This window comes from Rhodoferax sp. LS1P39, from assembly GCF_056521425.1.
Genome location: NZ_JBWMAV010000007.1, coordinates 155731 through 181144, shown reverse-complemented (window position 1 = coordinate 181144; position 25414 = coordinate 155731). Strand labels below are relative to the sequence as shown.

Here is a 25414-nt window from a genome sequence, read left to right as displayed (position 1 = left end):
ACACCCCATGAAACTCGCCATCCTCGACCGTGACGGCACCATCAATGTGGACAGTGACGAGTTCGTCAAATCGCCCGACGAATGGCTGCCGCTGCCGGGCGCGCTGGAGGCGATTGCCAAGCTCAACCACGCGGGCTGGCATGTGGTGGTGGCCACCAACCAGTCGGGGCTGGGGCGGGGGCTGTTTGACGTGGCGGCGCTCAACGCCATGCATGCCAAGATGTTCAAGCTGCTGGCTGCCGCCGGGGGCAAGGTGGATGCGGTGTTTTTCTGCCCGCATTCGCCCGACGACGGCTGCCACTGCCGCAAGCCCGCGCCGGGCCTGTTCGAGCAGATTGGCGAGCGCTTTGGCATTGACCTGCACGGCGTGCCCACGGTGGGCGACAGCCTGCGCGACCTGCAGGCCGGGGTGGCGGTGGGCTGCGAGCCGCACGTGGTGCTGACCGGCAAGGCCGCGCGGTTTCGCGGGCCGGGCGTGCTGCCGCCCGAGTTTCCGGTGGGCACCTGGATCCACCAGGACCTGCTGGCGTTTGCCACGTTTCTCATCTCCCGCGAGCTGGCCGCCAAAACGCCTGCGGTCTAATACTCCTTAATTTATAGCTGCTTGTGCTTATGGAATAAGCGCTAGCTGCCAAAAAGACTTAAAAATGCCTTTGATCCGCTCTGTTCTGCACATGCTGTTTTTGGCGGTTACCGTCATCCCCTGGGCCACGGCCGTGTTTGTGATCCGGCTGTTTGCCGGGCCGACGGCGGTGTACTGGGCTTGCGCGCGCTGGCTCCGGCTGGCGGTGGACAGCGGCACCGCGATCCTGGGCATCCAGAACCGCATCACCGGCATGGAAAACCTGCCCACCGGCCCGCTGGATTCGGTGGTGTTGCTGGTCAAGCACCAGTCCACCTGGGAGGCGCTGCTGATGCCCGCCATCATGCCGCGCCCGCTGGCCTACGTGTTCAAGAAAGAGCTGCTGTACGTGCCTTTCTTCGGCTGGGCCATGGCCTGCATGGACATGATCCACATCGACCGCAGCCAGGGCACGCAGGCGTTCAAGAAGCTGGTGGCATCGGGCAAGCGGCTGGTGGGGCAGGGCACCTGGATCATCATGTTCCCCGAGGGCACGCGTATCGACCGCGGCCAGGTGGGCGAGTACAAAACCGGCGGCACACGCCTGGCCATCCAGTGCGGTGTGCCGGTGATCCCGATTGCGGTGACATCCGCCAAATGCTGGCCGCGCAAGGCCTTCATCAAAACGCCCGGCATTGTGGATATCTCCATCGGCAAACCCATTCCCAGCGTGGGCCGCCGCCCAGACGAGTTGATGGCCGAAGTGCAGGCCTGGATCGAGGCCGAGATGCGCCGCCTCGACCCCGAGGCCTACCGGTAAGGCACTGCCATGCTCCGGGGCCTGCTGCAAACCACGTTGGATTTGTTCGCACCTGTGGTGGATAAATCAACACCAAAACAGCCTGTTGCGCCCATTCCATCGGCACAAGCAGCTCCTGATTTAGTAGCAAATAGCGTCGAGTACCGGCACCCCGCCGCCAACCGCACCCTGCAACTGCCCGGCGCGCTGGTGGGCTTTGCGTTCAAGCGCAGCAAGCGCCGCAGCATCGGCTTTGTGGTGGGCGCGCAGGGCCTGGTGGTCAGCGCGCCGAAATGGGTGCCGCTGGCCGAGGTGGACGCGGCTGTGCGCAGCAAGGGCGGCTGGATCGTGCAAAAGCTGGGCCAGTCGCAAGAGCGCCAGGCGCAGCAGCAGGCCACGCGCGTGGTGTGGCAAAACGGTGCCACATTTCCCTACCTGGGCCAGCCGCTGACCCTGGTGCTGGAGCCCGCGCTGCACCGGGTGCACAAGGGCGCGCTGCTGATCGACAACTGCCTGCACCTGGGCCTGCCGCTGGATTCCGCGCCTGCGCACATCCGCGCTGCCGTGCACAAATGGATGCTGCTGCAGGCGCGGGCTTTGTTTGTAGAGCGCTTGAACCACTTTGCACCGCAACTGGCGGTGCAGTGGAAGCGCCTGGCCTTGTCCAACGCCACCACCCGCTGGGGCAGCGCCAGCACCCTGGGCTCGATCCGGCTGAACTGGCGGCTGCTGCACCACCGCATGGCGGTCATCGACTACGTGGTGGTGCACGAGCTGAGCCACCTGCGCTACATGGACCACAGCGCCCAGTTCTGGGCCACGGTGGCTTCCATCCTGCCGGGCTACGTGCCGCTGCGGGCGGAGCTGCGCGCTGTGGTGGTGCCGAAGTGGGATGAGGTTTAAAACCCGTTCTCAGGCGCTGACCGGCATCGCTTCGCTGGGTTCCAGCGGCATGGTTTCGGGGTAGTGCAAGCTTGTCGGAGCGAACCGATAGACCCTATCCGCATCCTGTGTACGCCGTAAATACCCATCCACCCACAGCTTGTGCAGATGCGCCACCGCCTCGCCCATGGCGAAGGTGGTCTGGTGCAGGTCGAGCGTGCGGCTGAACAGCACGGGCAGGATGTCGGCTGCGCTGCAGGGCCGCTGGCGGGCAAAGGCCATCACCTGGGCCAGGTGGTCGCGGTGGTGGTCGTGCAGCTGCTGGATGCGGGTGTGCAGGCCTTGGAAGGGCTTGCCGTGCGCGGGCAGGGTCAGGGTGTCGGGGTGCAGGGGTGCGAACTTGTCGATCGAGTCCAGAAACTGCTGCAGCGGGTTGCTTTCGGGCTCTACATCGAACACGCTGACGTTGGTGGATATGCGCGGCAGCATCATGTCGCCGCCGATAAGCACCTGGGTCTCGGCGCAGTACAGCGCAATGTGCTCTGGTGCATGCCCGTAGCCGCTGATGCAGCGCCAATCCTGCCCGCCGATGCGCAGCGTCTGGCCGTCTTGCATGCGTACAAAGCTGGGCGGCAGGGCGGGCACCATGGCCGAAAAATAGCCGGTGCGGGCGCGGATTTTCTCCACCGCTTGCGGGTCGCTCAGGCCGTGTTTCTGGAAGAACTCGGCAGCGCCCGGCCCGCCGTTGCCGCTGGAGTGGGCGATGTTGTGCTCGGCCACAAAGTAGTCGGTGGCGCTGATCCACAGAGGGGCGTTCCAGCGCGCGCACAGCCACGAGGCCAGGCCGATGTGGTCGGGGTGCATGTGGGTCACGATGACGCGCAGGATGGGCAGGCCGCCGAGCTGGGAGGCAAAAATCGCCTCCCACTGGGCACGCGAGGTGTCGGCGCTGATGCAACAGTCCACCACGCTCCAACCACGCTGGCCGTCGATCTCGTCTTCCAGCAGCCACAGGTTGATGTGGTTCAGCGCGAAGGGCAGCGCCATGCGGATCCAGCGCACGCCGGGTGCCACGGCGACGGTTTCGCCTTGCGCGGGCAGGGTGTCGCCAAGGGGGTAGTGCAGTTGTTGTTCGAGCAGATTCATGGCGCTATAGTCGGCTTTTGTGTTGACGTTTACGTAAAAGTCATTCTAGGCCCGCTCTTGGCAACCCTTTGCAACCCACTGACACCATGGCGATAAGCAGCTACAGCATCAGCGACCTGGCGCTGGAATTCGATCTGACCACCCGGGCCATCCGCTTCTACGAAGACATGGGCCTGCTGCAGCCCACGCGCAGCGGCCCGGGCGAGCGCACCCGGGTCTACAGCCAGCGCGACCGCACCCGCCTCAAGCTGACCCTTCGCGCCAAGCGCCTGGGCCTGAGCCTGACGCAGGCCAAAGAGGTGATCGACATGTACGACAGCCCGCGCGACACCACCGCCCAACTAGGCAAGTTTCTGGCCGTGCTGGCCGCGCACCGCCAGCAACTGGAGGAGCAAATGGCCGAGCTGCAAGCCAATATCGACGAGGTCAAAGCCCAGGAGAAGGAAGGGCGGGCGCAGCTCTCCAAGAGCCGCAAACAGGCCAAGCTAGTCTGAAATTTTCAGGGCGCAGGTGATGCCAGCGGCTGGCCTTTTTCCACCACGTACACGCCCACCAGCCGGGTGGGCACGGCCCCGTCGTTGTGGGCATCGTGCACCACCCCGGCGGGCACCACGAACGACTCGCCTGCCTTGATGATGCGGGGCGGTTGGCCATCCAGCAGCAGGGTGGCCTCGCCTTCGAGCACATAGCTGATTTCATCGCCGGGGTGGGTGTGCCGCCCGGCTTTGGCACCGGGTGCCACCTCGACCCGCGCCACCACCGCCTCGCGCCCCGGCACCGACACGTCGGCCCGGCCCACCAGCGTGCGCTGCAGGCCCGGGTTTTGCGCCAACAGCGTGCCGACGGATACCAGCCCCAGCAGCAGCAGGGCATAGGGGCGTAGTTTGAAAAATGGCTTCATGGTTGTCTCCTGTTGGGGTGCGGACGGCATGCCGCCGCGTGATTCTCCGCCCCGGGCAGGGGACTTGGGGCTGGCGTATCCCCTAAAAGGGGGAAGCCTGGATATACTTGACGTTTACGTCAACGTCAAGCGAGTCCGGGGATACCCAAGAAGTTTGGTAACCCGGTTGATATGCTTCAGTTTTGATAGCTTCTCGTGCTTATGGAATAAGCGCTGGATGCCAATTTGACACTTTATTTTGATACTTTGGCCCGTCTGTATGGCGGCAAAATACCTTTATGACCCAATCCATACCCGACATCTTTGCCAACAACCGTGCCTGGGCCGCCGAGATGGAGCGCCAGCGCCCCGGCTTTTTCACCGAGCTCACGCTGCAGCAAAAGCCCAAGTACATGTGGATTGGCTGCTCCGACAGCCGCGTCCCAGCCAACGAGATCATGGGCCTGGCCCCGGGTGAGGTGTTTGTGCACCGCAACGTGGCCAACGTAGTGGTGCATTCGGACCTGAATGCGCTGTCCACCGTACAGTTTGCGGTAGACGTGATCAAGGTCGAGCACATCACCGTGGTGGGCCACTACGGCTGCTCGGGCGTGGCGGCGGCGCTGGCGGGCCAGCGGGTCGGTCTGGCCGACAACTGGCTGCGCCACATCCAGGACGTGCGGGATCGCCACTGGAACCTGCTGGACCACATCGCCGAACCCCATCGCCACGACGCGCTGGTGGAGCTCAACGCCATCGAGCAGGTCGTCAACGTCTGCCAGAGCACCGTCATGGTCGATGCCTGGGCGCGTGGCCAGAATGTGTCGGTGCACGGCTGGGTCTACGGCATCCACGACGGCCTGCTGCAAAACCTGCACATCACGGTGAATGGTTTCGAGGGGCTGGAGGCGGCCTACCGGGCGGCGGTGGCGGGCGTGGCAGCGACGGCGCGGGTCGCGCGCTAGTCTTACCGCGGGGGGCGCGTCTGGGTAGACTCTGCCCATGTTTCCCCAACGCCTGGATTCCCCGCTCGCCTACGACATTGCCAAGGCCATGGTGGATGGCTTCAACCGGCATTACCGGCTGTTTCGCACCGAGTCGGCCCGGGCCAAGCACCGTTTCGAGGTGGCCGACTGGCACGGCCAGCAGCGGGCGCAGCGCGAACGCATCGAGTTCTACGACCTGCGGGTGCGCGAGTGCTCCACCCGGCTAGAGCGCGAATTCAAGGCCGACGCGCAGGGCATGGACGTGTGGCAGCAGGTCAAGCTGCATTACATCGGCCTGCTGGTAGACCACCGCCAGCCCGAGCTGGCCGAGACCTTCTTCAACTCGGTCACCACCAAGATGCTGCACCGCAGCTACTTCCAGAACGACTTCATCTTCGTGCGCCCCGCCGTCAGCACCGAATACCTGGAAGCGGCGGAAAAACGCCCGACCTACCGTGCCTACTACCCCACGCGCGCCAACCTGGGCGCGGTGCTGCTGCAGATGATGCAAGACTTCGATTTGCAGCGCGCGTTTGGCGACCTGGCGCGCGACATCGCCCATGTGGAGGCGGCTGTGCGCCAGCAGCTCGGCGAGGTCACGCTGCGGGCCAACTTCCAGATCCAGGTGCTCACCGGCCTGTTCTTTCGCAACAAGGGCGCGTACATCTGCGGCAAGGTGATCAACGGCTTCCAGGAGCATGCGTTTGCCTTGCCGGTTTTGCACAACGCCGAGTCCAAACTGGTGATCGATGCCGCGCTGTTTGGCGAAGACGACATGCTGCTGCTGTTCAGCTTTGCACGCGCTTACTTCATGGTGGACATGGAAATCCCCAGTGCCTATGTGCAGTTTCTGCGCAGCATGATGCCGCGCAAACCGCGCAATGAAATCTACAACGCGCTGGGTCTGGCCAAGCAGGGCAAGACCCTGTTTTACCGCGACCTGCTGCTGCACCAGCGCCATTCCAGCGACCAGTTCCGCATCGCGCCGGGCATCAAGGGCATGGTGATGCTGGTGTTCGACATGCCCTCGTTCCCTTACGTGTTCAAGGTCATCAAAGACTTTTTTCCGCCGCAAAAAGACACCAGCCGCGAACAGGTCAAGGCCAAGTATTTGCTGGTCAAGCAGCACGACCGCGTGGGCCGCATGGCCGACACGCTGGAGTACAGCGAGGTGGCGTTTCCGCTGGCCCGCTTCAGCCCGGAGGTGATTGCCGAGCTGGAGAAGTTCGCCCCCAGCCAGCTGGAAATCAGCGATAGGGATGGTGATGGCCAGAGGGAGGTGGTCATCAAGCACTGCTACATCGAGCGCCGCATGATCCCGCTCAACATCTACCTACAGGAAGCCTTTGACGCAGGCCCCGACGACCGCCGCGCCCGCGCCCAGATCGAGCGCTCGGTGGTGGAGTACGGCAACGCCATCAAAGACCTGGTGGCCGCCAACATCTTCCCCGGCGACATGCTGTGGAAGAACTTTGGCGTGACGCGCCACGGCAAGGTGGTGTTTTACGACTACGACGAGATCGAATACCTCACCGACTGCAACTTCCGCACCGTGCCCCAGCCGCGCAACGAAGAGGAAGAGATGAGCGGCGAGATCTGGTACCGGGTCGGCCCCAAGGATGTGTTCCCCGAAACCTTTGGCCCTTTTCTGCTGGGCAACCCGCTGGTGCGCGAAGCCTTCATGCAGCATCACGCCGACCTGCTGGAAGCCCGCTTCTGGCAGGAACATAAGGAGCGCATCCAGGCGGGCTATGTGCACGACGTGTTTCCGTACGAGCAGGATAAGCGGTTCGGCGTGGGTTGAATTCAGCGTGCGGGTGTGAAAAAGTTCCGGTTCACACCGGGTTTTACCTTTGTTTTGTACACACGCATGCAATCCATCGCGTGAAATTGGGTGCGGACGATAAAATTCCTGGGCTTTCCGTGACCGCCTTGCTTGCGTTCACTTGCCACCTCCATGCGGCTTGCCGCCATGCATGTCCTCCCAGACACAGGAAATATTCACACCATGGACAACTCAAAACTTCGACTGCGCGCCTGGCAGGTTTTACGTTGGGGTGCAGCCGCCGTGCTGGGCGTGGCACTGGCCGCCTGCCAGACCCCTCCGTCCGCGCCGGTGGCCTACACCGGCCCGACGCTGGACATAGAGCAAACCGAGCGTGGCGTGCAAATCGTGCTGCCCGTCACGGTGCTGTTCGCCACCGGCGAATACACCTTCAAAACCGAGGAAGCTGCGCCCTACCTGGACCGGCTGGCCAGCCTGCTGAAAACCAAAACCACGCACGATGTCAGCGTGGAGGGCCATACCGACAACGTGGGGGGCCTGGACTTGAACCAAACCCTGTCCGACCACCGGGCGCGTGCGTTGCGTAAAGCTTTGGAAGAGCGTGGTGTCGAACCCCGGCGCATCGTCTCCGCAGGCTTCGCCTACAACCGCCCCGTGGCCTCCAACGCCAGCGAACAAGGCCGCACGTTGAACCGCCGCGTCGAGCTGATGGTGCTGGACGAAAAGGTGGAAACCCTGACCCAGGGCGAGCCTGCCAACGCGTTTGCGTCGGCTTTCGACAAGCTGCGCAAGATGGTCGACGACGGTGTGATCCAGCTGCCGGAAAGCCCGTAGTGCTGCGCCGAAGCCTGCTGGCTGCCGCCGGGGCCGCGCCGTTGCTGGCGCAGGCAGCGCCCGCCGCCAAAAGAATCGGCATCGCCCTGGGGGCCGGATCGGCCCGGGGGTTTGCCCATATCGGCGTGCTCAAGGCCTTGGTCGAAGCCGGTCTGGCCCCCGAGGTGGTGGCGGGCACCAGTGCCGGTTCCTTGGTGGGCGCTTTTTATGCCGCGGGCTACTCGCCCTGGCAGATCGAAGAGGTGGCCTTGCGGCTGCGCGACATCGAAATTGTCGATCTGGGCCAGGGCAACAAGCGCGGCATGTTCACCGGCGAAACCCTGCAAAAGCTGGTCAACCAGTACGTCAAGGACGTGCCCATCGAGCGCTTCAAACGCCGCTTCGGCGCGGTGGCCACGGTGCTGAAATCTGGTGAACTGCGCTTGCTGGTGGGCGGCAATGCCGGTGCGGCCGTGCGCGCCTCGTGCTCGATTCCCGGGGTGTTTGTTCCCTGCGTGATTGCTGACGAGGAGCTGGTGGACGGTGGGCTGGTCAGCCCCTTGCCGGTGAAAGCTGCGCGCAGGCTGGGTGCCGATGTGGTGATTGGCGTGGACGTGGGCGTGCTGCCGCAAAACAGCACCCGCGTGGGCCTGTACGAGGTGATTCTGCAGTCGTTTGAAATCATGGGCCGCTCGCTCTCGCAGCTAGAGGGGCAAACTGCCGACTTCATGGTCCGCCCAGACACGGCGCGGTTTTCCAGCACCGATTTCACGGTGCGCAAGGAAATCGTCCAGGCGGGCTACGAGGCCGGTGTGGCCGCGTTACCAGCGTTGCGCCAACTGCTGCGCGGGCGCGGAGCCAGCCCGGACCGGGTCGGGTAGCACATGCCGTACACTGCGCGCTGCCCGGGGTGCGCAGAGGCTGCGCTGAGATGGAATCCAAACCCGCGAACTTGATCTGGTTCATACCAGCGTAAGAAGAGCTTGACGATGCCGTCCACTGGCTGGACGGTGTTGTCTCACCGCCCGTCATGGGCGTTCTCCTTCGGGGTTTGCGCGGTCTGGCTGCGCGTTCCGGGCTCCACCAACCCAGGAGACCCCCATGAACGCACCCGACAAATTCACCCAGTTACTCCGCTACGCCTGCGACCCGCTGCCCGCCAGCACCAAGCGCTACATCCAGGGCAGCCGAGCCGACCTGCGCGTGCCGCTGCGCGAAATCATGCAGAGCAATGGCGAGGCCGTCACCGTCTACGACACCTCCGGCCCCTACACCGACCCCACCGCCCAGATCGACGTGCGCGCCGGTTTGCAGGCCCTGCGCGCAGGCTGGATCGATGCCCGTGGCGACACCGAGGCCTACGCCGCCCGCATCCTGCACGCGCTGGACGATGGCCGCAAGAGCGACGAGAACGAAGCGCTGCAGCAATTGCGCGCCCAGGCTTCCGGCCTGCAACGCGCGCCGCGCCGGGCCCGCAGCGGTGCCAACGTTTCGCAGATGCACTACGCCCGCCAAGGCATCATCACCCCCGAAATGGAATTTGTTGCCCTGCGCGAAAACCAGAAGATGGAGTGGATGGCGCAGTACGCCGCCAATACCGAGCGCGACCAGCGCCTGGCGGGTAACAGCTTCGGCGCATCCATCCCCAAGGTGATGACCCCCGAGTTTGTGCGCTCCGAGGTGGCCCGGGGCCGCGCCGTCATTCCGCTCAACATCAACCACCCCGAAGTCGAGCCCATGGCGATTGGCCGCAACTTCCTGGTGAAGATCAACGCCAACATCGGCAACAGCGCCGTCACCTCCAGCATCGAAGAAGAGGTGGAAAAACTGGTCTGGGCGATCCGCTGGGGTGCCGACACAGTGATGGACTTGTCTACCGGCAAAAACATCCACACCACCCGCGACTGGATCATCCGCAACAGCCCCGTACCCATCGGCACCGTGCCCATCTACCAGGCGCTTGAAAAAGTAGGCGGCGTGGCCGAAGACCTGACCTGGGAAATCTTCCGCGACACCCTGATCGAGCAGGCCGAGCAGGGCGTGGACTACTTCACCGTGCACGCCGGTGTACGCCTGCCCTTCATCCACCTCACCGCCAACCGCATGACCGGCATCGTCTCGCGCGGCGGTTCCATCATGGCCAAGTGGTGCATTGCCCACCATAAAGAGAATTTCATCTACACCCACTTCGATGAAATGACCGAGATCCTCAAGGCCTACGACGTGAGCTACTCACTCGGCGATGGCCTGCGCCCCGGCTCCAGCGCCGATGCCAACGACGAAGCCCAGTTCGCCGAACTGCGCACGCTGGGCGAGTTGACCCAACGCGCCTGGCAGCAAGACGTGCAGGTGATGATCGAAGGCCCCGGCCACGTGCCTATGCACATGGTGCAAGAGAACATGACCGAGCAACTTAAGCACTGCGGTGAGGCCCCGTTCTACACCCTGGGCCCGCTGACCACCGACATTGCCCCCGGCTACGACCACATCACCAGCGGCATCGGTGCGGCCATGATCGGCTGGTTTGGCACCGCCATGCTGTGCTATGTCACGCCCAAGGAGCACCTGGGCCTGCCCGACCGCGACGACGTGAAGACCGGGATCATTACCTACAAGATCGCCGCCCACGCCGCCGACGTGGCCAAGGGCCACCCGGGAGCGCGCTACCGTGACGACGCGCTGTCCAAGGCCCGCTTCGAGTTCCGCTGGATGGACCAGTTCAACCTGTCGCTGGACCCCGAAACCGCCAAAAAATTCCACGACGAAACCCTGCCCAAGGACTCGGCCAAGGTGGCCCACTTCTGCTCCATGTGCGGCCCCAAGTTCTGCTCCATGAAGATCACGCAAGAGGTGCGCGAATACGCCAAGAACCTGGGTGTCAGCGAAGCCGCTGCCGCCGAACAAGGCATGCTGGAGAAGTCGCAAGAGTTCAAAAGCGGCGGTGGCGAAATCTATGTGCCGGTGGGCGGGGTGATCCCTATCGTGCAAGCGTAATGCTATAAATAAAATAGCTGCTACCGCCCAATATATAAGCGCTAGCGGCTGTTTTTATTCGCAACTAGATGGCTGCCCCCTCAGCCCAGGCTGCCACCTCCGTTGACGTGCAAGACCTCGCCCGTCAGGTAGGGGTTGGTCAGCGCAAACAGGGCGGCATCGGCCAGGTCTGCCGGGCTGCCAATGCGGCGCGCGGGCAGGCTGCTGGCCAGGCTGGCAAAGAAGGCGCTGCGGCTGGCCTCGTCCATGAAGGCCCAGCCTTCGGTATCCACCACGCCGGGCGAAATGGCGTTGACGCGCACCGGGGCCAGCTCGACCGCCAACGCCCGCACCAGGCCTTCCACGCCTGCGTTCAGCGCTGACACCATCGCCGTGCCAGGCGCAGGGCGGTCGGCGGCCAGGCCAGAAAACAGCAGGATGGAGCCGCCCGGCTGTAACTGCGGCAGGCCAAACTGCACCAGGTGCACCGGCCCCCAGAACTTGCCTGCCAGCATGCGCTCAATTTTCTCGCGCGGCATGCTGGCCAGGGGGCTGTAGGTGAGGTCGGCAGCGGTAGACACAAAGTAGTCAAACGCGCCCAGCGCCTGGAAGCCAGCGGCTGCAGAGGCCGCATCGCCCAGGTCCATGGGGATGGTGGCCACACCACCGCCCAGGCGCTGGCGGGCATCGGCCAGCTTGGCCTGCGAGCGGCCCAGAATGGTGATGCGTGCGCCGCGCTCTAGCGCCAATGCGGCTATGGCAAAGCCGATGCCCGAGCTGCCACCGGCGATGGCAATGTGTTTGTGGGTGATGTCCATATTCATACTCCTGCTTGGTTAAATGCACCCCGTGCCGGATGGATAGACCGGACGGCAGGGGCCAGACGTGTGGCCAAAATAGCCGCGAAAAAAAGAGGTACCAGGCCCACCCACATGGGCATTTGGGGTGAGTGCGCGCTGGCAATACCGCCCGCCACCGAACCCACGGCAATGCCCAGGTTGAAGGCCGCGATGTTCATGCCCGAGGCCAGCTCAGGGCTGCCCGCCGGGTTCTGCTGGGCGGCGACCAGTACGGTTTTTTGCAGCACCGGCACCGCCCCAAAAGATGCCAGGCCCCAGACCACCATCACCACCGCCATGGCAGGGGCCGATGCCGCTCCCAGGGCGGCACCCAGCAGTGCCAGCACCAGGCCACCGACCACGCACAGCGCGGCGCTGCGGCTGCCCACGCGGTCTACAAAGCGGCCTCCCAGGGTGTTGCCCACCGCCGCGCTGACCCCGTACAGGGCAAACATGCCGGTGATGCCTTGGGCACCCAAATGGGTGCTCTGCGCCAGCAGTACCGCGATGTAGGTGAAGCCGGTGAACGAGCCCGCATAGGCCAGGGCCGTGGTTACCACCGGCCGCAAGGTGGGCAGGTCAGACACCGTGGCCCAGACGCTGGGCCGGGGCGTATCCGCCGCTGCAGGCAATGCGGTGCTGGCCGGGGCCCACCGCAGCAGTGCGATTGCGCTGACCGCAGACAGCAGCGCGATGGCACCAAAAATGAACTGCCAGCGCAAGGTGCCACTGGCCAGCGTGCCCAGCGGCACGCCCAGCACCAACGCCAGCGTCAGCCCGCCAAACACGGTGGCAATGGCCTGGCCGCTGCGAGCCGGCCCGGCTGCGGTAGCGGCGGTGGATGCGGCCAACGCCAGCACCATGCCGTGCATCAGCCCCGCCAGCAAGCGGCTGCCCAGCAGCAAGGGCAAGGAGCTGCTCAAGGCCGTGACCGCATTGCCCACCGCGAACAGCAGCATGCTGACCGCCAGCACCCGCCGCCGGGGCGCGGGGGCCAGCCAGGCGCTCAACACCGGCGCGCCAATGCTCACCCCGATGGCGTACACGCCCACCACCAAACCCACCGCGCCCAGGCCCAGGCCTGTGCCAGCGGCGATGGCGGGCACCAGGCTCACCGCCACGAATTCGGCAAAGCCGAGGGCAAACGTACAAGCACTTAAGGCGAGCAAAGCAGGGGACATACCGACTCCAAGAGATTAGAGCCCGTATCGTATTTTTTTGCGTGTAAGTTGATAATCCATTGAATTAAAGAAACACTCTTGCAGGATTGCAAATATGGGAAGCTTGAACGGCCTGCTGGAATTTGTGGCAGTGGTCGAGCGCGGCACCTTTACCGGGGCGGCGCTGCAGATGGGGGTGTCGGTGTCCCACATCAGCCGCCAGATCGCCGAGCTGGAGGGCCGCCTGGCCGCGCAGCTGTTTGTGCGCACCACCCGGCAAATGCAGCTGACCGAGCCTGGGCGGCGTTTGTTCGACACCAGCCAGCCGCTGCTGCAAGAGCTGCTGCGGGCGCAAGACATCGTGCTGGACACGCAGGACGTAGTGGAGGGCCGCCTGCGCATCAGCCTGGCGGGCAAGTTTGCCGAAGAGCAACTGGTGCCGCTGCTGACGCGGTTTTGCACCGAGCACCCGCTGGTACAGCTAGAGCTGGACGTATCGGCCCGCAACGTGGACTTGGTGGCCGAGGGCTTTCATCTGGCGGTGCGCATGGGGCCGCTGGAGAGCAGCAGCTCCCTGGTCGCCACCCGGCTGCTGTCCGTGCCGCTGTGGGTGCTGGCCAGCCCGGCCTTGCTGTGCAGCCTGCCGCCCATCCGCACCCCGGCCGACCTGCCCCCTGAATGGTGTTTGCCACTGGTACAGCGGCCCTGGGATTTTGTGCAGGGCGCGCAGCGTGCCAGCCTGCAACCCGCCGGGCGCTTTGCCAGCAACAGCGGAGCGGCAGCCACCCAGGCCGCGCTGGACGGGCTGGGCATCGTCAATGTCCCAGCCTACTACGCCCACGGCCTGGTGGCCGAGGGGCGGCTACAGCGCGTGCTGCCCGACTGGGACGGTGTGGAGCACAGCGTGTTTTACTTGGTGCTCCCGGCCAGCCGACACCGCTCTACCCCGGTGCGGCGCGTGATGGCGTTTTTACAGGCCAATGTGGTGGTGCCGCCCTGCTAGGATGCCTACATCTTCGGAGCACTGCTATGACCACCGCTGAAATTCACTTGCCAAAGATCGTTCAAACCCGCATCAACCGACTGGCGCAGGCTTCGGGGCGCAGCCCGGCCGCCATGCTGCGCTTTGTGCTGCGTGACGGCTTTGAAGCAGTGGAACTCAGCATCCAGGAAAACGCCCAGGCCGATGCGCAGTTTGCCGCCGGTGCCACGGTGGCACACGCAGATGTCATGCGGGATGCTCTGGTTGCGCTACGCCAAACACGCGCTGCTGCATGACCCTGGCGGTAGTCTGGTCGGCGCAAGCGCGTCACCAATTCATCGCCACGCTGGCGTACATCGCCAAAGAAGACCCATTGAGTGCCGCGAAGGTGCACCAACGGGTGTCAAAGTCCATTGCACTGCTGTGTGATTCCCCTGAATTGGGTGTTGCGGCCTCTACAGCCGGTGTGCGCACTTACGCAGTCCCCAAAACCGGCCATAGCTTTGACTACCGGCTGGTGCGCGATCAAATCCGTATCCAGCGTTGGTACAGGCAACGGCAAAAGCCCGTCTTTTCGGGAGTGGACGACTGAGTTCACCACCCCCGCCGCAGGGCCGGGGGCGGTCCCGCGCCTACAGCATCTCTGCCAGCGCCTCCTTCACCCCTTCTTCCACCAGCGGCGAACTGGTGCCGCCCAGGTGCAGGGCGGCTTCATCGGGCACGGGGGTGGCGCAGTCTTTGTGGACTACGCCGTCTTTCATCACCAGCTGGATCTTGGCGGGGTCGGTCAGCAGGGCCAGGTTCTCCAGCGGGTTGCCGTCTACCAGCACGATGTCGGCCAGGTAACCGGCTTTGAGCAGGCCCAGCTCATCGGGGCGCTGCATGATCTGCCCGCCCAGTTGGGTGGCGGCGCGCAGGGCCTCAGAAGGGGTCATGCCGATGTAGTCCACGAAGTACTGCAGGTCGTTGGCATTGGTGCCGTGGGGCATCCAGGCAAAGCCGTAGTCGCCGCCGGGCAGGATGCGGATGCCGCGTTGGTGCATGGCGCGCAGCGAGGCGGCGGCAACTTCCAGCTCGCGCTTGTAGCCCATCTGCGTGGCCACAGCCTCGGTGATGCCGAACTCGGCGGCATGGTAGGTGGTGCGGATCAGCCAGCCGATGCCGGGGGCCACAAAGTGCTTGTCCTTGGCGGCTTCCAGCATGTCCAGCGCTTCCTCGTCGGCAAAGCTGGCGTGGTAGACCATCTCGATGCCGTGGCGCACGCACTGTTTCACCGATTCGCTGGAGCGCGCATGCGCCGCCATGCGCTTGCCGTAGCGCTTGGCCTCTTGCGCCAGCATGGCCACTTCTTCCTCGGCAAACGGCGACATTTCGGCGGGCAGCCCGGCGATGTATTCGCCCGACAGGTTGATCTTCAAATGGTCCACGCCGTACTTGATGAAGGTGCGGGCCGAGCGGCGGATTTCCTCCGGCCCGCTGCACACGCTGCCAAAGCTGAGCTCCGTGAAAGGCATGTGCGGCAGCGTGTTGTCGCCCAGTGCGCCGATGGTGGTGATCTCTTGGCTGCCCGCCAGGTAGCGCGGGCCGGGGAATTCGCCTGCATCGATGGCGTTGCGCAGCACCACGTCGAGGCGGGGCTTGGCCGCTGCCGCGCCGATGGCCGAGGTCCAGCCCATGTCCAGGTAGCGCTTGGCCACCCGCACGCACCACAGCATGTGCTCTTCGGGCGGCATGAACTGGATGGCCGCCAGCGAGGGCTGGTCGTTCCACGAGAAATGCGTGTGCGCCTCGGTCATGCCGGGCATCAGAAAGCGGCCCCGCCCGGCGATGACACGCGCGTCATCGGTGCTCACGCGCTCGGGCAGGCGGGTGACCTGCACGATGCGTTTGCCCTCCACGAGCACGTCGCCCAGGTAGGTGTCGGCGCCGCTGCCGTCGAAGATGCGGACATTGGTGAATGCGGTACGGGTCATGGTGGTCTCCTGTTTTTTCTAGATCAAAGGGTGGCGTAAAAAGTTTGCAGGGCCTGCATGCAGCGGGCCGGTTGCTCGAACGGGGTCCAGTGGCCGCAGGCCTCGAAAACCTGCGTCTGGCTGCCGGGAATGCGCGCGGCCATCACCGCCACATTCGCTGCCGGGGCCACGCCGTCCTGGTCGCCGGTGACCAGCAGGGTGGGTACGCGGATCTGCTCGATGGCGGCGGACTCGGCCCGGGCCAGGGCTTCGCAGCTCTGGGCATACCCCTCGGCGGGTTGGCGCATCACGATCTCGCGCACCAGGGCCAGCACGGCGGGCTGCTGGGCCTTGGTCTCTGCGCCGGTCGCGCCCTTGGCGATGGCATCGGCAATCTCCTGCATGCCGGTCAGGCCACTGCGGGCTAACTGGGCCCGGGCGTGGATGCCTGCGCGACCGGCCTCGGGCGGAGCTACCAGCGGGCCGAACAGCGCCAGCGACAGCACGCGGCCCGGGTGCTGCACCGCCAGGTGCTGCGCCACCACCGTGCCCAGCGAATGCGCGGCAACGTGGGCCGCCGGAATCTCCAGCGCGTCCAGCAGGCCTATGAGCGCATCCACATAGCCCTGGATGGACAGCGCGCCCGGCGGCAGGGCCGAGCGGGCGCTGCCCGGCAGGTCGGGGCGAATGGTGCGAAAGCCTGCCAGCGCGCCCAGCAGCGGGGTCCACACATTGCTTGAGCCGCCCAGGCCGTGGATGCACAGCAGCGGTGGGCCGCTGCCTTCGATTTCAACGGCCAGGCCGTGGATAGTTTGGCTTGCCATGGCCACCTCAGACGAAACGGTTTTCGATGGCACCGATGCCATCGACTTCGATGCGCACCACGTCGCCTGCCGCCAGGTAGCGCGGGGGCTGCATGCCCATGCCCACGCCCGCCGGGGTGCCCGTGGCGATCACGTCGCCGGGGTACAGGGTGATGCCGCGCGAGATGGTTTCGATCAGCGTGGGGATGTCAAAAATCATGTTCTGCGTGGGGCCGTCCTGGCGCAGCTCGCCGTTGACCCAGCAGCGCACGCGGGTCTCGCGGCCGTCCAGCACGTCGGCTGTGACGATCCACGGGCCCATGGGGCAGAAGGTGTCGAACGACTTGCCCATGTCCCACTGCTGGTGGCGCACCTGCACGTCGCGGGCCGACACGTCGTTGACGATGGTGTAGCCAAACACGTGTTCCATGGCGGCGGCGCGGGTGATGTTTTTGCCGCCCTTGCCAATCACCACGGCCAGTTCGGCCTCGTAGTCCACCGCCGTGGTCACTTCCACCGGCACGCGCACTGCGTCGTGTGGGCCGACCACACATTCGGGCACCTTGGTGAAGACGATGGGCCACTCTTCGGTGTTGGCGCTGTTGTCCTTGAACACCGACGCGGCCAGCTCCTTGGCGTGCGCGTGGTAGTTGCGGCCCACGCACCACAGGTTGCGCCGGGGCAGGGGAATCGGAGCGTCCAGCGCCACGTCGGCCAGGGCGCTGGGCGCACCGATGGTGGCAGGCATCTTGCCGCCTGCGGCCAGGGTTTCGATGACGGCCAGCGCGCCTTTCAAGGCTTCTGCGCGGGGCAGGTCGAGTGCGGTGACGCTGCGGTCGTCGGCAGACACGAGGCCTACATAACGTTGGCCTTCGACGAGGTAGGTGGCGATTTTCATGGTGATTTTTCCTGTTGAAACTGGGTGGTTGGAGAGCGCAGGGCCACTGTAGGCAGACCACCCCAACCCGGCTTATCCGCCCGTCTGGCGGCGTATCAAATCGTCTGATGGCGTGCTAAGTACATTCCCTAGCCTGGCGTTTTTGCGGTGGGGGCGGCGCACACAATGCGGCCATTCCCACCCACCAGGACTTCCCCCCATGGCCGAGGCGTACGCACTCCACACAGGCGCATTTGGCACAGCCATCGTGCTGGAGCTGCGCGCCAACCTGGTGGCGCACGCGCACTCCGAGACGCAGATTGCCTTCTGGCTAGGCGGTGCCCGCGCCCGGGCCCAGGTGGGTGCGGCGGTGGTGGACTACAGCGAGAACATCGCCCTGGGCGCGAATGCTTTTGAGTCGCACGACATGGTGCTGCTGGACGACAGTGGCCCTTGTTTGTTTCTGGCCTTCATGCTGTCCAAGCCCTGGCTGGACGCACGCAGCCAGGCGCTGGGGTGCAACTTCCGCTTCCCGTCGCCGCGCATCCCCATCCACCCTGCGTTGCGCCAGGCCTGCTGGCGGGTGCTGGATTTGATTCTGGCGCTGGACACGCCGCGTGACGCGGTGGACGAAGAGGTGGGGCGGCTGCTGGAGGCCGCCATCCAGGCCTCGACCGAGCAGGTCGATGTGCCACCGCCCGCCGCCTTCGGCCCCACGCTGGACCACCGGCTGCGCAAGGCCATCGCCCACATGCGCGAGCACGTGGCCGAGAAGACCACGGTGGACGATATTGCGGCCAAGGTAGGCTTGTCGCGGGCGCATTTCTTCGCGCTGTTCCGCGACCAGCTCAACGCCACGCCGCAGGTGTTCTGGAGCGCGGTGCGGGTCGAGGAAGCGATGCGCCGCGTCAGCGAAGGCTTGCCGCTGACCGACGTGGCGCTGGACCTGGGCTTCTCGGCTCCGGGCAATTTCTCGCGCTTCTTCAAAGAGCACACCGGCGTGTCGCCGTCGATCTTTCGGCGGGCGGTGCGTGCGCCGCTGCCGAATACGGTGACCGGTGTGCCACGGTAAGTTCTAAGGCAAATAGGCATCCAGCGCTTATGGAATAAGCGTTAAGTGCTATTAAATACATAGTATTGGCTTTGTGCCAGCAGGCGTGGCGAGGCCTCTCGCCATCCTGGCCTGTCGTACCCGCATGGGCGCGCTCCAAGCGGTGCGGGCCTTTTTGGCGGTGCACGACCGGGGCGGGACAGACATCTGCGTAGCGGCACTGCGCGCGGCACGATTCTGCGGGGACTGCCCCGCCATCTTTCCAACCGTTAAATAGTTCCGGATATAGCGGTATTTTCGGTTTTCTATAACATAAATTTTCAATTTTATCTGTTCGTTATATAACATATCGATTTTTCTTACACTGACTTTTATAAAAAGAGATTTTTATCTTGTAAGTCGTTGATTTGAGGCGATTTGAGGTTGTGGCACGTACATTGCATGTAAAAAATGTAACGGCGCCTATGGTGGTGCTATTTTTTGTTTTCAACAGCAGGGCATTTCATGAAAAACGTATTTAAAACTGTAGCAATTGCTACAGTGGTTGTTACCGCTGGTTTCACGTTGCCAGCTACTGCTGCGCCCACGCCGAGTTTTACCGTGGATACCAGTCTGTTTGGTTATGCGACTCCAGATTTCAGTGCTAATTTTATTAATGGTTCGGCATCAACCTTAATCACTTTAAATCCCGCATCCCAAACCATGACCGGTATTGGTTACACCCAGTTGACGTCGTTTACTAACTCCGTAGGGGGTGTGCTGGGCGCGGGCGATACCGGTTTGGGTTTGAGCCGCACCATGGGCTACGCTTTGTGGGCCGAGTACAGCTACACAACGACTTTGTTGACCGGCTCATTCGGAGCGGTAGGCAGCACATACACTGTCAACGCATTGACTTCTACTTTATGGGGTGAGAAATCAAATAGCTCCAACAGCGTATTTACCGTGGCCGATAATCGAAACGCCGCCAGTGGTACGGTTGTGCATTCGTCGGATACGGTGTTGCTGGGTACCGGCACCAGCATTATTGCTTCGTCCAGCATCAATAATTTATTTGGTACTTCACTGAATGCCACCATGGCATTTGCGTTAACCGGTAACGGTGCGTCGTTTTTTACGGTGCCCAGTCCTTTTTATGACACTTTGTATACCAGCTTCACCAACACCTCGGGTGGATTCGATGCCGCAAACAATGGTTTGGTGGCCATCAATAATGCTTCCGGTGGAGTTGATTTTGGCAATGCGCCGGTGAATAAAGTACCTGAACCCACCAGCATTGCCCTCTTGGGTTTGGGATTGGTGGGTGTTGCCATGGCACGCCGCCGTCGCGCTGCCAAGTAAGTAAGCTGCTATGCATTTAAAAAGGGGCTTCGGCCCCTTTTTTGTTGTGCAAAATAATCCAGACGAAAAACATTTATGGATACCCGGGCATCCGGCGGGATCCCATCCATGGTCTTTCGCCCACCACGCCAGCAGGCGTACAGTGGTTCCCGAAGGACTACCACCATGCCCACTACCCACCCGGTTGACCCCATAGTCATCCTCGCCGCCGCCCGCACCCCCATGGGGGCCTTCCAGGGGGCGTTTACATCCTTGGCGGCGCCCGATCTGGGCGGGGCGGCGATCCAGGCGGCGGTGGGGCGCTCGGGGGTGGACCCGGCGCGCATCGACCAGGTAGTGTTTGGCAACTGCCTGATGGCTGGGCAGGGGCAGGCTCCTGCCCGGCAGGCGGGGTTCAAGGGCGGGCTGGGGCAGGGCACGGGGGCGGTCACGCTGTCCAAGATGTGCGGCTCGGGCCTGTTTGCCACCATGCTGGCGCACGACATGCTGGTGGCGGGCAGCTTTGACCTGGTGGTGGCGGGCGGCATGGAGAGTATGACGAATGCGCCGCACCTGCTGCCCCAGGGGCGCAGCGGCATCCGCATCGGCCACGGCCAGGTGCTGGACCACATGATGCTGGACGGGCTGGAAGATGCCTACGAGCCGGGCCGCTCCATGGGCAGCTTTGGCGAAGACTGCGCGGCGCTTTACGGCTTTACCCGCGCGGCGCAGGACGCGTTTGCCACCACCAGCGTGCAGCGGGCGCAGGCGGCGATAGCGTCGGGTGCGTTTGCGGCAGAGATCACCCCGGTGCTGGCCAAAGGCGCCGAAGTCAGCACCGACGAAGCACCCGGCAAGATCCGCCTGGACAAAATCCCCACCTTGCGACCCGCGTTCCAGCCCGACGGCACCATCACCGCCGCCAGCAGTTCGTCCATCAGCGACGGTGCGGCGGCCCTGATGCTGGCCCGCGCCTCCACTGCTGCGCAGCTGGGCCTGCAGCCGCTGGCGCTTATCAAAGGCCACGCCACGTTTGCCCAGGCACCGGCCTGGTTTTCCACCGCGCCGCTGGGGGCTGTGCAGAGGCTGCTGGCCAAGGTTGGCTGGGCCGTGGCCGAGGTGGACCTGTGGGAAATCAACGAGGCCTTCGCCGTGGTGCCCATGGCTTTGATGGCCGAGCTGGACCTGCCGCACAGCCGCGTGAATGTGCACGGCGGGGCCTGCGCGCTGGGCCACCCCATCGGGGCCAGCGGCGCACGCATTCTGGTCACGCTGCTGTACGCACTGCAGGCCCACGGCCTGCGCCGGGGCGTGGCCACGCTGTGCATAGGCGGCGGCGAGGCCACGGCGTTGGCAGTCGAGTTACTACAAAAATAAGAGCTGCTAGCGCCGGTTAAATAAGCGCTAAGCCCTGATTTCTTACAAATTTGACGGCATGTACGCAAAACGGTGTACCGGGGTCTAGCAGATAATGCGATTCATTCGTATTTAGATGGGTTCCGTTTGCGGGGCCTATTTTTGCCCTGTGACCGCCTCCAGCCTAGCGCCCGCAACCAGTATCGAAACCCTCTACGGTGACCACCACGGCTGGTTGCAGGCCTGGTTGCGCCGCAAGCTGGGCAACCCCTGCGACGCGGCCGACCTGGCGCAGGACACTTTTGTGCGCGTGCTGTCCAAGCGCGAAGCCCCGCAGGTGCAGGAGCCGCGCGCCTACCTGGGCACCATTGCCAAGGGCCTGGTAGCCGACTTCTTTCGCCGCCAAAGCCTGGAGCGCGCCTACCTGGACGTGCTGGCCAGCCTGCCCGCAGCCCACCTGCCCAGCGCCGAGACGCAGGCTATTCTGCTGGAGGCGCTGACCGCCATCGACACGATGCTCGACGGCCTGCCGCCGCTGGTGCGCCAGTCGTTTTTGCTGTCGCAACTGGACGGCATGGCCTATGCTGACATCGCCATCCAGCTGGGCATCAGCGTGCGCACGGTGAACAACTACATGGCCAAAGCCATCGCCCATTGCTACCTGCTCGCGCCATGAAACTGGAAAGCCGCGACGAGCACGCCCTGCGCCAGGAAACCGTGGCTTGGTACGTGCGCCTGTGTTCGGGCGCGGCCACCGCTGCCGATCAAAAAGCCTGGCAGCAATGGCACCAGCAGCACCCCGACCACCAGCGCGCCTGGCAGCGCATCGCCGCCTTGCGCGCCAGCGTGCAGCGCGTGCCCAGCCGCATCGCCCTGCCCACGCTGCTGGCTGCCGGCAAAAGCCGCCGCCACACCCTGCGCAGCATCGCCGCGCTGGCGGGTAGCGGCGTGCTGGGCTATGCGTCCTGGCGCACGGTGGCCTGTCACCAAGCCAGCTGGCTGGCCGACTACCGCACCGGCGTGGGTGAGCGGCACAGCGTGGAGCTGGCCGATGGTTCGCTGCTGACCTTGAACACCGACAGCGCTGCCGACGTGGTGTTCAGCGCCACCCAGCGCAGCGTGCAACTCTGGGCGGGTGAGCTGCTGGTGGAAACCGCCCACAGCCGCCAGCGTGGCACCGCCGCCAGCAACGCCCGGCCTTTCACTGTGCATACCGCCCACGGTAGCGTGCGGGCGCTGGGAACCCGCTTCAGCGTGCGCAAGCACGGCACGCACACCAGCGTGGCGGTGCTGACCGATGCAGTAGAGATCCGCCCGCTGGATGCGGCCCGCCCGGTGCTGTTGCGTGCCGGGCAGCACATCCGCTTCACCGGCCAGCAGGCCGACACCCCGCAGCCCGTGGACGACAGCGTGGCCGCATGGGACTACGGCAGCATCGTCGCCAACGATTGGCGGCTGGGCGACCTGGTGACCGAGCTGGCCCGCTACCGCCCCGGCCACCTGGCCTGCGACCCGGCGGTGGCCACGCTGCGCGTATCGGGTGCGTTCCCCACGGCCAATACCGACTCCGCGCTGCGGGTGCTGGCCAAGTCACTGCCGCTGCGCATTAGCCAGCGCACCCGCTACTGGGTGCGCGTCGAGGCGCTGTAACGCTCGCCTGCGGCGCAGGTACACAAGTTTTTTTGCGCCGAGCTTGCATGTTTTTGCATCTCATCCGGCCTACCCACCAGGAGCCCATCCACCACACTTGTTTTACTATCCCAAGGCCTTCCATGTCCCCAACCCGTTTCCGTCGCCACCTGTTTGCGATTTCGCCCCTGGCGCTGGCCGTCCAGGCTGCTGTGTTTTCTGCCGCCACGCTGGCCTTGCCTGGCCAGGCGGCAGAGCCGGTGCAGGCCAACCCGGCCCGCGCTTATCAAATCCCCGCCGGGCCGCTGGCTACCGTGCTGGCCAAATTTGCAGCAGCGGCGGGCGTGGCCTTGTCGTTTGACCCGGCCCTGGCCAAAGACCAGGCATCGGCGGGTCTGCAAGGCGGCTACACCGTGCACGGGGGCTTTGCCGCGCTGTTGACCGGCTCGGGCCTGGAGGCGCTGGACCAGGGCGGTGGCGCGTACACGCTGCGCAAATACGTGCCCAAGCCTGTGGCTGCGCCGGTCGCCGGTGCCAACGCAGTGGCGCTGCCCGCCGTGCCGGTGACTGCCAACGTCGACAAGGCCCAGACCGAAGGCACCGGAGCCTACACCGCTCGCGTGGCCAGCAGCGCCACCAAGCTCAACCTGTCGTTGCGCGAAACGCCGCAGTCGGTGACAGTGGTCACCAGCCAGATGATCGAGGACAAGGGCCTGACCACCATGGAGCAGGTACTCAACCACACGCCCGGTGTGTCCCTGGTGGGCGATGCGTCGGAAAACAGCCAGATCTTCGTGCGCGGTTTCTACATGGACACCGGCATCCAGGTGGATGGCCTGAACACCACCTCGGCCCAGCCGGTGTACGAGGGTTCCATCAGCCAGGGCCTGGATCCGGCGATTGCCGATCGGGTGGAAGTGGTCAAGGGCGCGGCGGGCATCGTGGCCGGGCTGGGTGAGCCCTCGGCCACCGTCAACTTCATCCGCAAGCGGCCGACAGATTCGTTCCAGGCGCACGTGCAAACGCAGGTAGGTAGTTGGGACCGCGCCAGCGTCGAGGGTGACATTGCAGGCCCCTTGACCGCCGATGGCCGCATCCGGGGCCGCCTGGTGGGGGCTTACCGGCGCGTCAATTCGTTCATGGACCGCTATGGCTCCGACAAAAGCGTGTTCTACGGCGTGCTCGAAGCCGACCTGACGGCGCAAACCCTGCTAACGCTGGCCCTGGACCAGCAGCGCTCAGACACCTCGGGGGCCTACAACTGGAACTCCAACCCCGCGTTCTACCTGGACGGCGGCGTGTTCAACAACAGCCGCTCGTTCTCCGCCGGGCAAGACTGGACTTACTGGAACGTGCGCCAGCGCACCTTCAGCCCTACGCTGGAGCAGCGCTTTGACAACGGCTGGAAGGCGGTGGCCTCGGCCCGTATCGCGCGCGGCGACATCGACCGCGTCAGCTTCTACCCCGGCGACTACGTGGACCGCGCCACCGGCAACCTGGTCGGGGCCTGGAGCGATGCCTACGCCGACCGCAGCCTGCGCCAGTCGAACACGGATAGCGTGGATGCCTATGCCTCCGGCCCGTTCAGCCTGCTGGGCCGCAAGCACGAACTGGCCGTGGGCATGAACCAGGGCCGCAACAAGTTCGACATGGCGACCTATAAAAGCGCCACCTTGGCCCCGTACAACCTGGCCAGCGGCACCATTGCCCAGCCCGCCATTGCCAGCACCGCCACCAACGACAACGGCTACGACCAGCAGCAAAGCGGCGTGTTTGCCACGGTGCGCTTCAACCTGGCCGACGACCTGAAGCTGATGGCCGGTGGGCGTTTCAGCACCTGGAAGTACACCACCACCGACCGCACCAACGCCAGCGCCAGCACGGTGCAGCACAAGAACATCACCACGCCCTATCTGGGCCTGGTCTATGACCTCAGCCGCACCGCCTCGCTGTACGCCAGCTACACCGGCATCTTCAAGCCCGTCACTTACTACGGGGCCAACGGCCAACTGCTGGACCCCACCGAAGGCCGCAACATCGAGGCGGGGGTGAAATGGGCGTTCTTTGAAGACCGCCTGAACGCATCGGTGGCCGTGTACCAAACTCTGCAAAACAAGTACGCCGAGTTCGCGGGCATGGGCAAACTGCCCAGCGGCGAATGGATCTACCGCAGCATCGACGGCGTGAAAACCACCGGCTTCGAGGCCGAGGTCTCGGGCCGCGTGGCCCCCGGCTGGGACGTGAGCGGCGGCTTCACCCACAACACCGCCAAGGATGCCACCGGTGACCGCAAGAACACCTACATCCCCGATAACCTGCTCAAGCTCAGCGTCAACCACACTATGGACCGGCTGAACCTGGGCGCCAGTGTGCGCTGGCAAAGCGCCACCTACTACAACAGCAGCATCTACGCCACCAGCCCCTACCTGGCCGTGCGCCAGACGCAAAAGGCCTACACCCTGGTGGACCTGATGGCCCGTTACCGCTTCAACGACACCTGGTCGGCCACGGCCAACCTGAACAACGTGTTCGACACCGTCTACAACCGCTCGATGTGGGGCTATGCCGACTACGGTGCACCGCGCAACGTCAGCGTCAGCCTGCGGGCGGATTGGTAA

The 25414-nt window shown here is 64.4% G+C and carries 25 protein-coding genes and 1 riboswitch; of the genes, 18 read left to right on the top strand and 7 right to left on the bottom strand.

Going from position 1 to position 25414, the window contains the following annotated elements; genetic code table 11:
• Window positions 1-7 precede the first annotated feature (7 nt).
• The 3 genes from gmhB to AC097O_RS13630 all read left to right on the top strand — a co-directional run bounded on the left by gmhB (window position 8) and on the right by AC097O_RS13630 (window position 2264).
• On the top strand, window positions 8-583 hold the full coding sequence (gmhB, locus tag AC097O_RS13640; RefSeq protein ID WP_479593345.1) for a D-glycero-beta-D-manno-heptose 1,7-bisphosphate 7-phosphatase: 576 nt from the start codon (window positions 8-10) through the stop codon (window positions 581-583).
• A 64-nt stretch (window positions 584-647) separates the two neighbouring features.
• Window positions 648-1382, top strand: coding sequence for a lysophospholipid acyltransferase family protein (locus AC097O_RS13635; protein WP_479593344.1), 735 nt, complete (start codon window positions 648-650; stop codon window positions 1380-1382).
• A 9-nt stretch (window positions 1383-1391) separates the two neighbouring features.
• The gene (locus AC097O_RS13630; protein WP_479593343.1) at window positions 1392-2264 is read left to right on the top strand and encodes a M48 family metallopeptidase; all 873 of its coding nucleotides are present in this window, start codon (window positions 1392-1394) and stop codon (window positions 2262-2264) included.
• Between the two features lie 9 nt (window positions 2265-2273).
• On the opposite strand, the gene AC097O_RS13625 is transcribed toward AC097O_RS13630, so the two are convergent.
• The gene (locus tag AC097O_RS13625) at window positions 2274-3389 is read right to left on the bottom strand and encodes an MBL fold metallo-hydrolase (RefSeq protein ID WP_479593342.1); all 1116 of its coding nucleotides are present in this window, start codon (window positions 3387-3389) and stop codon (window positions 2274-2276) included.
• Between the two features lie 86 nt (window positions 3390-3475).
• On the opposite strand from AC097O_RS13625, the gene AC097O_RS13620 reads away from it, so the two are divergent.
• The gene (locus AC097O_RS13620; protein WP_479589556.1) at window positions 3476-3883 is read left to right on the top strand and encodes a MerR family transcriptional regulator; all 408 of its coding nucleotides are present in this window, start codon (window positions 3476-3478) and stop codon (window positions 3881-3883) included.
• A 5-nt stretch (window positions 3884-3888) separates the two neighbouring features.
• Here AC097O_RS13620 and AC097O_RS13615 read toward each other — a convergent pair whose 3' ends face one another.
• The gene (locus AC097O_RS13615; protein ID WP_479593341.1) at window positions 3889-4290 is read right to left on the bottom strand and encodes a cupin domain-containing protein; all 402 of its coding nucleotides are present in this window, start codon (window positions 4288-4290) and stop codon (window positions 3889-3891) included.
• A 278-nt stretch (window positions 4291-4568) separates the two neighbouring features.
• Here AC097O_RS13615 and can point away from each other — a divergent pair, with 278 nt between their 5' ends.
• From can to thiC, 5 genes are all read left to right on the top strand, one after another.
• Window positions 4569-5234 (top strand): carbonate dehydratase, encoded by a 666-nt coding sequence (gene can, locus AC097O_RS13610; RefSeq protein WP_479593340.1) that lies wholly within the window; start codon window positions 4569-4571, stop codon window positions 5232-5234.
• 37 nt (window positions 5235-5271) lie between these two features.
• A complete protein-coding gene (aceK, locus tag AC097O_RS13605) occupies window positions 5272-7059 on the top strand; it encodes a bifunctional isocitrate dehydrogenase kinase/phosphatase (RefSeq protein WP_479593339.1) in 1788 nt (595 codons plus the stop codon).
• A 204-nt stretch (window positions 7060-7263) separates the two neighbouring features.
• On the top strand, window positions 7264-7875 hold the full coding sequence (locus tag AC097O_RS13600) for an OmpA family protein (protein WP_479593338.1): 612 nt from the start codon (window positions 7264-7266) through the stop codon (window positions 7873-7875).
• Window positions 7875-8735 (top strand): patatin-like phospholipase family protein, encoded by an 861-nt coding sequence (locus tag AC097O_RS13595; RefSeq protein WP_479593337.1) that lies wholly within the window; start codon window positions 7875-7877, stop codon window positions 8733-8735. The genes AC097O_RS13600 and AC097O_RS13595 overlap by 1 nt, the downstream gene beginning before the upstream one ends.
• Before the next feature lie 15 nt (window positions 8736-8750).
• Window positions 8751-8851, top strand: a riboswitch (TPP riboswitch).
• 104 nt (window positions 8852-8955) lie between these two features.
• The gene (gene thiC / locus AC097O_RS13590; protein WP_479593336.1) at window positions 8956-10848 is read left to right on the top strand and encodes a phosphomethylpyrimidine synthase ThiC; all 1893 of its coding nucleotides are present in this window, start codon (window positions 8956-8958) and stop codon (window positions 10846-10848) included.
• Between the two features lie 80 nt (window positions 10849-10928).
• Here thiC and AC097O_RS13585 read toward each other — a convergent pair whose 3' ends face one another.
• Together AC097O_RS13585 and AC097O_RS13580 are read right to left on the bottom strand one after the other, a co-directional pair.
• Window positions 10929-11645 (bottom strand): SDR family oxidoreductase, encoded by a 717-nt coding sequence (locus AC097O_RS13585; RefSeq protein WP_479593335.1) that lies wholly within the window; start codon window positions 11643-11645, stop codon window positions 10929-10931.
• Window positions 11646-11647: 2 nt separating this feature from the next.
• A complete protein-coding gene (locus tag AC097O_RS13580) occupies window positions 11648-12847 on the bottom strand; it encodes an MFS transporter (protein ID WP_479593334.1) in 1200 nt (399 codons plus the stop codon).
• A 94-nt stretch (window positions 12848-12941) separates the two neighbouring features.
• Here AC097O_RS13580 and AC097O_RS13575 point away from each other — a divergent pair, with 94 nt between their 5' ends.
• Genes AC097O_RS13575 through AC097O_RS13565 form a run of 3 tightly spaced genes read left to right on the top strand, consistent with a single transcriptional unit; the run spans window position 12942 to window position 14400 of the window.
• Window positions 12942-13829, top strand: a complete 888-nt coding sequence (locus AC097O_RS13575) for a LysR family transcriptional regulator (RefSeq protein ID WP_479593333.1) — start codon at window positions 12942-12944, stop codon at window positions 13827-13829.
• 26 nt (window positions 13830-13855) lie between these two features.
• Window positions 13856-14104 carry a hypothetical protein gene (locus AC097O_RS13570; protein WP_479593332.1) on the top strand — a complete coding sequence of 83 codons (249 nt, stop codon included), beginning with the start codon at window positions 13856-13858 and terminating at the stop codon, window positions 14102-14104.
• Window positions 14101-14400, top strand: coding sequence for a type II toxin-antitoxin system RelE/ParE family toxin (locus tag AC097O_RS13565; RefSeq protein WP_479593331.1), 300 nt, complete (start codon window positions 14101-14103; stop codon window positions 14398-14400). The genes AC097O_RS13570 and AC097O_RS13565 overlap by 4 nt, the downstream gene beginning before the upstream one ends.
• Before the next feature lie 40 nt (window positions 14401-14440).
• Here AC097O_RS13565 and AC097O_RS13560 read toward each other — a convergent pair whose 3' ends face one another.
• From AC097O_RS13560 to AC097O_RS13550, 3 genes are read right to left on the bottom strand one after another with little or no spacing between them, the layout of a single operon-like run.
• Window positions 14441-15781, bottom strand: coding sequence for a metal-dependent hydrolase family protein (locus AC097O_RS13560; protein ID WP_479593330.1), 1341 nt, complete (start codon window positions 15779-15781; stop codon window positions 14441-14443).
• A 23-nt stretch (window positions 15782-15804) separates the two neighbouring features.
• On the bottom strand, window positions 15805-16584 hold the full coding sequence (locus AC097O_RS13555; protein WP_479593329.1) for an alpha/beta fold hydrolase: 780 nt from the start codon (window positions 16582-16584) through the stop codon (window positions 15805-15807).
• Between the two features lie 7 nt (window positions 16585-16591).
• Complete coding sequence (locus tag AC097O_RS13550) at window positions 16592-17461, bottom strand: fumarylacetoacetate hydrolase family protein (RefSeq protein WP_479593328.1); 870 nt, start codon at window positions 17459-17461, stop codon at window positions 16592-16594.
• A 199-nt stretch (window positions 17462-17660) separates the two neighbouring features.
• Here AC097O_RS13550 and AC097O_RS13545 point away from each other — a divergent pair, with 199 nt between their 5' ends.
• From AC097O_RS13545 to AC097O_RS13520, 6 genes are all read left to right on the top strand, one after another.
• Window positions 17661-18512 carry a helix-turn-helix domain-containing protein gene (locus tag AC097O_RS13545; RefSeq protein WP_479593327.1) on the top strand — a complete coding sequence of 284 codons (852 nt, stop codon included), beginning with the start codon at window positions 17661-17663 and terminating at the stop codon, window positions 18510-18512.
• Window positions 18513-18995: 483 nt separating this feature from the next.
• Window positions 18996-19832 carry a flocculation-associated PEP-CTERM protein PepA gene (gene pepA, locus AC097O_RS13540; protein ID WP_479593326.1) on the top strand — a complete coding sequence of 279 codons (837 nt, stop codon included), beginning with the start codon at window positions 18996-18998 and terminating at the stop codon, window positions 19830-19832.
• 165 nt (window positions 19833-19997) lie between these two features.
• On the top strand, window positions 19998-21188 hold the full coding sequence (locus AC097O_RS13535) for an acetyl-CoA C-acyltransferase (protein WP_479593325.1): 1191 nt from the start codon (window positions 19998-20000) through the stop codon (window positions 21186-21188).
• A 148-nt stretch (window positions 21189-21336) separates the two neighbouring features.
• Window positions 21337-21843: a sigma-70 family RNA polymerase sigma factor gene (locus AC097O_RS13530; RefSeq protein ID WP_479593324.1), complete on the top strand. Its 507-nt coding sequence runs from the start codon at window positions 21337-21339 to the stop codon at window positions 21841-21843.
• Window positions 21840-22817, top strand: coding sequence for a FecR domain-containing protein (locus AC097O_RS13525; RefSeq protein WP_479593323.1), 978 nt, complete (start codon window positions 21840-21842; stop codon window positions 22815-22817). Before AC097O_RS13530 ends, AC097O_RS13525 begins: the two co-directional genes overlap by 4 nt.
• A 122-nt stretch (window positions 22818-22939) precedes the next feature.
• Complete coding sequence (locus AC097O_RS13520) at window positions 22940-25414, top strand: TonB-dependent siderophore receptor (protein WP_479593322.1); 2475 nt, start codon at window positions 22940-22942, stop codon at window positions 25412-25414.

Coding starts and splice junctions, on each gene's coding strand:
- gmhB (WP_479593345.1), top strand. CDS start 8: ATGAAACTCGCCATCCTCGACCGTGACGGCACCATCAATGTGGACAGT.
- AC097O_RS13635 (WP_479593344.1), top strand. CDS start 648: ATGCCTTTGATCCGCTCTGTTCTGCACATGCTGTTTTTGGCGGTTACC.
- AC097O_RS13630 (WP_479593343.1), top strand. CDS start 1,392: ATGCTCCGGGGCCTGCTGCAAACCACGTTGGATTTGTTCGCACCTGTG.
- AC097O_RS13625 (WP_479593342.1), bottom strand. CDS start 3,389: ATGAATCTGCTCGAACAACAACTGCACTACCCCCTTGGCGACACCCTG.
- AC097O_RS13620 (WP_479589556.1), top strand. CDS start 3,476: ATGGCGATAAGCAGCTACAGCATCAGCGACCTGGCGCTGGAATTCGAT.
- AC097O_RS13615 (WP_479593341.1), bottom strand. CDS start 4,290: ATGAAGCCATTTTTCAAACTACGCCCCTATGCCCTGCTGCTGCTGGGG.
- can (WP_479593340.1), top strand. CDS start 4,569: ATGACCCAATCCATACCCGACATCTTTGCCAACAACCGTGCCTGGGCC.
- aceK (WP_479593339.1), top strand. CDS start 5,272: ATGTTTCCCCAACGCCTGGATTCCCCGCTCGCCTACGACATTGCCAAG.
- AC097O_RS13600 (WP_479593338.1), top strand. CDS start 7,264: ATGGACAACTCAAAACTTCGACTGCGCGCCTGGCAGGTTTTACGTTGG.
- thiC (WP_479593336.1), top strand. CDS start 8,956: ATGAACGCACCCGACAAATTCACCCAGTTACTCCGCTACGCCTGCGAC.
- AC097O_RS13585 (WP_479593335.1), bottom strand. CDS start 11,645: ATGGACATCACCCACAAACACATTGCCATCGCCGGTGGCAGCTCGGGC.
- AC097O_RS13580 (WP_479593334.1), bottom strand. CDS start 12,847: ATGTCCCCTGCTTTGCTCGCCTTAAGTGCTTGTACGTTTGCCCTCGGC.
- AC097O_RS13575 (WP_479593333.1), top strand. CDS start 12,942: ATGGGAAGCTTGAACGGCCTGCTGGAATTTGTGGCAGTGGTCGAGCGC.
- AC097O_RS13570 (WP_479593332.1), top strand. CDS start 13,856: ATGACCACCGCTGAAATTCACTTGCCAAAGATCGTTCAAACCCGCATC.
- AC097O_RS13565 (WP_479593331.1), top strand. CDS start 14,101: ATGACCCTGGCGGTAGTCTGGTCGGCGCAAGCGCGTCACCAATTCATC.
- AC097O_RS13560 (WP_479593330.1), bottom strand. CDS start 15,781: ATGACCCGTACCGCATTCACCAATGTCCGCATCTTCGACGGCAGCGGC.
- AC097O_RS13555 (WP_479593329.1), bottom strand. CDS start 16,584: ATGGCAAGCCAAACTATCCACGGCCTGGCCGTTGAAATCGAAGGCAGC.
- AC097O_RS13550 (WP_479593328.1), bottom strand. CDS start 17,461: ATGAAAATCGCCACCTACCTCGTCGAAGGCCAACGTTATGTAGGCCTC.
- AC097O_RS13545 (WP_479593327.1), top strand. CDS start 17,661: ATGGCCGAGGCGTACGCACTCCACACAGGCGCATTTGGCACAGCCATC.
- pepA (WP_479593326.1), top strand. CDS start 18,996: ATGAAAAACGTATTTAAAACTGTAGCAATTGCTACAGTGGTTGTTACC.
- AC097O_RS13535 (WP_479593325.1), top strand. CDS start 19,998: ATGCCCACTACCCACCCGGTTGACCCCATAGTCATCCTCGCCGCCGCC.
- AC097O_RS13525 (WP_479593323.1), top strand. CDS start 21,840: ATGAAACTGGAAAGCCGCGACGAGCACGCCCTGCGCCAGGAAACCGTG.
- AC097O_RS13520 (WP_479593322.1), top strand. CDS start 22,940: ATGTCCCCAACCCGTTTCCGTCGCCACCTGTTTGCGATTTCGCCCCTG.